Below are 6593 nucleotides of genomic sequence, written 5' to 3' on the forward strand. Positions count from 1 at the left end.
TAATTAAACTAATTTAAAATATAATCCAGATAATTAAACTAATTTAAAATATAATCCAGATAATTAAACTAATTTAAAATATAATCTAGATAATTAAACTAATTTAAAATATGATCTAGAGAATTAAATTAAATAATGTTTTTAATTTAAATTTAAAATAATATTTTTATAAAATTAGAAATAATTGAACTAAAATCACCAAATATTAAAAAACCTATATATCCTAATGTTAAAAAGGGCATAAATGGAATTGCATTTTTTATTTTAAAATTAGGATTTTCGATTAAATTCTTTTTGTATAAATCATTAATAAATTCAACATCCTCCTTTGTTAAGCCAATTCTATTTAAAGATAAAAAATAATAGATTTCATCCTCTTTATAAACATTTAAATTGGTATTTATTTCTTTTTCATTGTTCTCATTGATTTTATTGAATATTATAGGATTATTAAAATAATATCTATCTAATACCATCCCTTCAGATAAATCATTAACATTGATTAATTTAGTTGTTAGTTGATTGAATACTGATTTAAAGTCTAAAATGGATAAAATAGAATAATATTTTAGCTTCTTATTTTTTAATATGTCGTAAATCAAGCTTAGAGAAAGTATTAAAAAAACAATCAGTATAGCATTAAAAAGCATTGAAAAAACTTTTGGATAAAAAATGAATTGATTAGATATCGATAATTCCAAGTCACTTATTAAAACATTATAAAAACTATACTCACTTTTAGTGAATATATTGAAATAAGTTAAAAAATCATAATTTGTATTTGTGAATATATTAAAATAATTTAAAAAATTATAGTCTAAGAATGATAATGCTAAAGATAAAGCAACAAATATTTTAAAATCTCCCCCTCCCCAAAATCCTATATACCATAGAATAAATGAAATCATAGATACAAATAGTGTTAAAAATACGGAAAAAGCAATGATAAAGAAATTATTAAAAAATAAGCTTAATATCATATTAAAAATCAGTGCATAAACTATAAAGGCATAGCTTAATTTATTGGGAATAATTCCAAACTTTAAATCATAATAGCTAGCAATGAATAAAAAAAATGATATTAATAAGAAATTAGATACCAAATATGATTTTATATCTATGCTAAAGAGATAGTTTAAATAAAAATCCAAAGCATTCCAGACAAATATATAATTATGCAATATGAGACCTCCAGTTATTAATTCCATTTATTAAATTACCATAATCCTATTTTAGAGCCGTATTTAAAAAGTAATAGAAAACCAGATATTCCCACAATAGAATTATAATAATAGAGATAATCTTAATAAAATAAATTTAATGAGATTGAATTGTTTAATAAGTCAATTGAATATTGAATTAAGCATATATTTAAATATAGTAGTTTTTAGAATAAAATAAATAATATTCATTTGTTAAATTGATTTTAAATTGTAATATTGATTTAGATTTAAAAGATAAAATCATACTGTTAAATTATAATAAGAATAAAATATGGATAAATTGTAAAATTAAAAAAAGCTAGAAGATCTATTAAACTTAAAACATTAAAGGAAAAAACTAAAAGCAATGATAAAAAAATGAATTAAATTTTAATAAAAAAGGCTATTTAACAAAGGAATATGCCTCTGATAAGATTACAGAAGCATTTTCAACTACCATGCCATTATTTTTAAAAACGGCCTTATAATCATAATCCTTTCTTATGCTAATAAATTCGTAATCTTTATAATTTGATTCTACAATTAATCGTTTTCCTTTAAATTTTAATAGATTCTTAATATCTTTTGAATTATCAAGGCCCTTATTATTTGCTTCTCTTTTTTCAAATAATTCATCACTTGTAATTCTAACAATCCGACCTTCTGAAATAAGCTCATTAATTATCTTAAAAACCAATTCAAAATCCAATTCCAAATCAATAGCTACCTCATCTAGAAAACAATCCCTATATTTTATGAAATAGCTTACAACCTCCTTTTTAGCATCGAAATTAGTAATTTCCCTAAAATTAGCCACCTTATAATTTTTCAATTGTTCACGAATTGCCTCTCTTAAAAAATCAGAAATACTTAAATAATCACCATTTTCTATTAAATTAATTAATTGGTTATGTGTATTTATTGGAACTTTTGTTGCTATTGTTTTTCCAACATCCCTATTATTTTTCTTATTTTCTCTCATATTACCCCTCTGGTTAATAAATAATTAAATATGTTAATAAGTAGGATTTAATTTAATATAAAATGATTTGAAATGCGAAAAAGATAAAAATCTTAAATGCGTAATTACACAAAATAACAATTGTGCAAAATCACATAATAAAAAGAAACAAAAAATCATTTAGAAAGCTAAATTTTTTCATTGAGAAATTCCTTTAAATTTCCCATATTTTTATTCATTCTCCCTAAAAAATTGACTTTATTTCTAAAAATACAATTGTATTTTTAGTTATATAAAAAATAGGTCTTTATTACACCTGAATTTAAATAATGTGCCCTATAGTTTTAACTTCAAATCAATTTTATAAAATTTTTTCATAAAACAAGCTCTGAAAAACTTTTAAAATATTTAAACAGAATCCCAAACTCAATAAATATGATAAAAAGAAGAAAAAAGGCTTTTATTCTTGATTAGAAAAATTTAAACCAGTAAGGGGCAAAATAGAAAACATCCATACAACAATTACCCTAGTTACATTGATTATCAGCAAAATTAAGCCATTATGCATTTTTTATAAAATAATTTTTTTTCAGATAACTTTATATTATCTGAAAATATAATATTAACTGAAGTATAGCAAGGAGTCTGAATATTATGGACAATATAATCGCAACTACAAGATTGTATAAAAATTACCAATTAGCTATCCCTAAAGCAATACGTAATCAATTTAAAGATTTAAGTGCAGATGATACGATTGTTGATTGGTCTATTAATGAAAACAATGAAATTATAATCAAACCAAGAAAAAAAGTATGCTTAGATGACGTACTAGGCATTATTGAAGATGATGACCTCCGAGATGCAGTTGAACTGAAAAGGAGTTTATATTAATGAAAAAAATACTACTTGACTCATCATTTATCATTGCAATATTTAGAAGAAAGGATCCATTACATCAAAGAGCAATAGAAAACAAAGAACTTCTAGAAAATGATTGCCATGTTTCAAATGGAATAATATCTGAAGTAATAACAATCCTTTCTCAAAAAACAAAAGATATCACCTTAGTTAGATTAGCATATAACTATATGAAAGATAATTTCACAATCATTGATGAATCAGAGATTAACATGTACAACGACAATGTATTCGCAATCTTTGAAAAATACAATAAAAACAAATTCAAATTAGGATTTATAGACTGCTCACAAGTTGTAATATATGAACATTATAACTTAGATTATCTTGTTAGCTTTGATGAGGAGTTTAATCTATTTGAAGAAGTTAAATTATTGGAGTTAAAATGAAATAATTGTTTAATATAATTAATAATCAGTAAATATATGATAAAATAAGTAAAAATAGATAAAATAAGTAAAAATAGATAAAATTAGTAAAAATAGATAAAATAAGTAAAAATAGATAAAATAATTAAAAAAGATAAAGTGATTAATTAAATTAATCATTTATTATCAAATGCAGCTTTAACAAATGAAGCAAACAAAGGATGTGCATTATCTGGTCTGGATTTAAATTCTGGATGGAATTGACATCCAACAAACCAAGGGTGATCAGGTAACTCTACAATTTCAACTAAGAAATCATCAGGACTTGTACCAGAAATCATCAATCCCTTTTCCTGAAGGGCATCTCTGTATTCATTATTATATTCAAATCTATGCCTGTGTCTTTCTTGAATAAGTTCTTCACCATATGCTTCTTTAGTTTTAGTGCCATCAATCAATTTACAATCATAAGCACCTAAACGCATAGTTCCGCCCATCTTCTTAATTCGCTTTTGCTTTTCCATCATATCAATAACTGGATATTTAGTTTCCTTATTAAATTCAGTACTATTAGCATCTTCCATACCAATTCTTCTTGCAAACTGGATAACCATAGAGTGCATACCTAAACAAATACCAAAAATAGGAATTTCATTTTCTAATGCATAATCAACAGCTTGAAGCTTACCCTCTACACCTCTCTCTCCAAATCCACCAGGGATTAAAACACCATCAAATTTAGAAAGTTCCTCCTGGAAAGCTTTTAGTTCCTCTTCAACCTCTACATCAAGATCAGAGCTAAGATATTCAATATTCATCTTAGCACCAACTTTAGCTGCAGCATGATGCAAGGACTCCCTTATACTAATATAGGCATCTTCTAATTCAACATATTTTCCTACAATACCAATTGTAACAACCGGATCTTGTATTTTAAGGGAATTAACAATTTCTTCCCATTCCTTAAGAGTGTTTTTATCATTTTCAAAATCAATTCCTAAATTAATTCTATCAGAAATAAATTGACCGGCATTTTCTCTGTCTAAAACTAAAGGAACTTCATAAATGGATTGAGCATCAGGAGTGTTTACAACGGCTTTAGGTTCTACATCACAGAAGTGAGCAATTTTCTTTTTCAAGTCATCATCAATAGGTTCTTGACTTCTTAAAACGATCATAGTAGGATTTATACCCATACTTCTAAGTTCCTTTGTAGAGTGTTGAGTTGGTTTTGTCTTAAATTCACCAGCAGCATTTAAGTAAGGAACAAAGGTTACATGTACAAACATAAGATTTTCAGAGCCTTCTTCATTTCTCAATTGTCTTAATGCCTCTAAGAATGGCTGGCTTTCAATATCACCTACAGTACCACCTAATTCTACCAAAACAACATCATAATCATCCTTAGCAGAAATTTCACGTACCATCTCTTTAATTTCATTAGTGATATGCGGGATAATCTGAACACAAGCACCTAAGAAATCCCCATTTCTTTCTTTAGTAATAACTGATTGGTAGACCTTACCAGTAGTAATGTTTGATATACCTGGAAGTTCTACATCTAAGAACCTTTCATAGTGACCTAGATCAAGGTCAGTTTCCATACCGTCATAGGTTACAAATACCTCTCCATGCTGATATGGGTTTAAAGTACCAGAGTCCCAGTTTAAATATGGGTCAATCTTAATAGCTGCAACTTTTAAGCCGTAAGAACGTAATATGCGGCCAATGGATGCAGAAGTAATTCCTTTTCCTATTGAACTAACTACTCCACCAGTTATTATAATATATTTAGTCAGACAAATCCACTCCTAATTTAATAAAATTTTTTATTAATACAATTTTAGCTTATTTTAAACTAAGAAAATTAAATTAAAATTATAAAAATAAATACCCATTAAACTATTAGTTTAATTTATTATATAAAATTAAGTATTCATTTATAAATGAACCTATTTATTATAATTTATAATATTTTTTTAATAATTTAAAAAAACATAAAAGTTAAAAGAATAATCTAAAAATAAAATGGCCTGTTAAACCATGAAATCATTAATATTGCATGAATTATCAATCCATGAAATCATTAATATTGCATGAATTATCAAGTCATGAAATCATTAAAAAATAAGGATAAAAAAGGTTTAAACAATTTAAAAAATAAAATAAAATCTATACCTTAAATATATTCTTCATCCAGCTAAATTTATGCTTATATTCCTGAATTACAACATCATAAGTTTTATCAATATTAGCATATTCTTTTTCTAATATTTCTTGTTTTTGAGCAAAATCTAGAGAACTGTCTTTTAATTTATTAAATATACGAATTTCTTGATTTATTTTATGTAACTTTTCTTCCAATTCAGATTTTTTATTATTAGCAACATTAATTCTTTCATCAAAATAATCATCACTCTGTACTAATAAATCTTCTTTAATTTTAAAAAGAATATCAATAGCTTCCCCAACATCCACACCATTAGATTCTAAAATTTCTACTTTTTTTAATTGCTCAGAACTTAATTCAATAGTTTTCTTTACCATACTACAACCTCATAAACATTATTAAAAACCATATAAAAAGATTAATAATAATCTATAAATAGTATCTAGTTTATTCTTTATTACATATAAATATAAAGCAAATAGAAGGGAGATAAATAATACAATAATAGAAATAAAATAGAATCTCAACAAAAGCCTAATAAAAAAAATGAAATATTTTAAAGACCTAATTTGGACTATGAGAAAAAATTTCCATAAAAATAAGATATCCTATTTTTAGCAAATATCATTAAAATAAAAGTGATTTGGATAAAAAAGTTTTTGATAAATAATAATATTATAATATATTTTATTGATTCATCCTATTATCATAGCATTATATGTATATTAGTTTAATTTTAATCATATAAATTTTTTTATATTCAGTGTCGTTAATTATTTATAGGTGGATGTATAGAATTATTATTAATTACTTGTACATATTTATCTTTTTAATTTCATTTATTTAAATAAAATAATAAAAAATAACGGAGGTAAATGAAAATGATAAATGATTTGAATAAAATTGTTATAGTGTTTTTATTTTTAATTTTTTTATCTATTTCGGCTGTCTCAGCACAAGAGAATACAAGC

General features: G+C 24.3%; 6 protein-coding genes and 1 pseudogene. 2 read left to right on the top strand and 5 right to left on the bottom strand.

Annotated elements, in window-relative coordinates; translation table 11 throughout:
* Positions 1–152 precede the first annotated feature (152 nt).
* The 3 genes and pseudogenes from BM020_RS09865 to BM020_RS09755 form a co-directional block, all read right to left on the bottom strand.
* Positions 153–650 carry an A24 family peptidase C-terminal domain-containing protein gene (locus tag BM020_RS09865; RefSeq protein WP_234970539.1) on the bottom strand — a complete coding sequence of 166 codons (498 nt, stop codon included), beginning with the start codon at positions 648–650 and terminating at the stop codon, positions 153–155.
* A gap of 177 nt (positions 651–827) precedes the next feature.
* Positions 828–1208, bottom strand: a pseudogene (locus BM020_RS09995) (prepilin peptidase); the annotation flags it as partial.
* Between the two features lie 397 nt (positions 1209–1605).
* Positions 1606–2184 (bottom strand): ribbon-helix-helix domain-containing protein, encoded by a 579-nt coding sequence (locus tag BM020_RS09755; RefSeq protein WP_067146279.1) that lies wholly within the window; start codon positions 2182–2184, stop codon positions 1606–1608.
* A 633-nt stretch (positions 2185–2817) separates the two neighbouring features.
* Between BM020_RS09755 and BM020_RS07870 the strand changes: the two genes are divergently transcribed.
* A complete protein-coding gene (locus tag BM020_RS07870; RefSeq protein ID WP_067146277.1) occupies positions 2818–3057 on the top strand; it encodes a hypothetical protein in 240 nt (79 codons plus the stop codon).
* Complete coding sequence (locus BM020_RS07875; RefSeq protein WP_067146276.1) at positions 3057–3473, top strand: PIN domain-containing protein; 417 nt, start codon at positions 3057–3059, stop codon at positions 3471–3473. The genes BM020_RS07870 and BM020_RS07875 overlap by 1 nt, the downstream gene beginning before the upstream one ends.
* Before the next feature lie 155 nt (positions 3474–3628).
* Here the strand turns inward: BM020_RS07875 and pyrG are convergent, their stop codons facing one another.
* Both pyrG and BM020_RS07885 read right to left on the bottom strand, forming a co-directional pair.
* Positions 3629–5209 carry a glutamine hydrolyzing CTP synthase gene (gene pyrG, locus BM020_RS07880; protein ID WP_234970540.1) on the bottom strand — a complete coding sequence of 527 codons (1581 nt, stop codon included), beginning with the start codon at positions 5207–5209 and terminating at the stop codon, positions 3629–3631.
* Between the two features lie 415 nt (positions 5210–5624).
* The gene (locus BM020_RS07885) at positions 5625–5999 is read right to left on the bottom strand and encodes a hypothetical protein (RefSeq protein WP_067146272.1); all 375 of its coding nucleotides are present in this window, start codon (positions 5997–5999) and stop codon (positions 5625–5627) included.
* Positions 6000–6593 lie beyond the last annotated feature (594 nt).

Origin of the sequence: Methanobrevibacter olleyae (genome assembly GCF_900114585.1) — an archaeon.
In the GTDB taxonomy this organism is placed as follows: domain Archaea; phylum Methanobacteriota; class Methanobacteria; order Methanobacteriales; family Methanobacteriaceae; genus Methanobrevibacter; species Methanobrevibacter olleyae.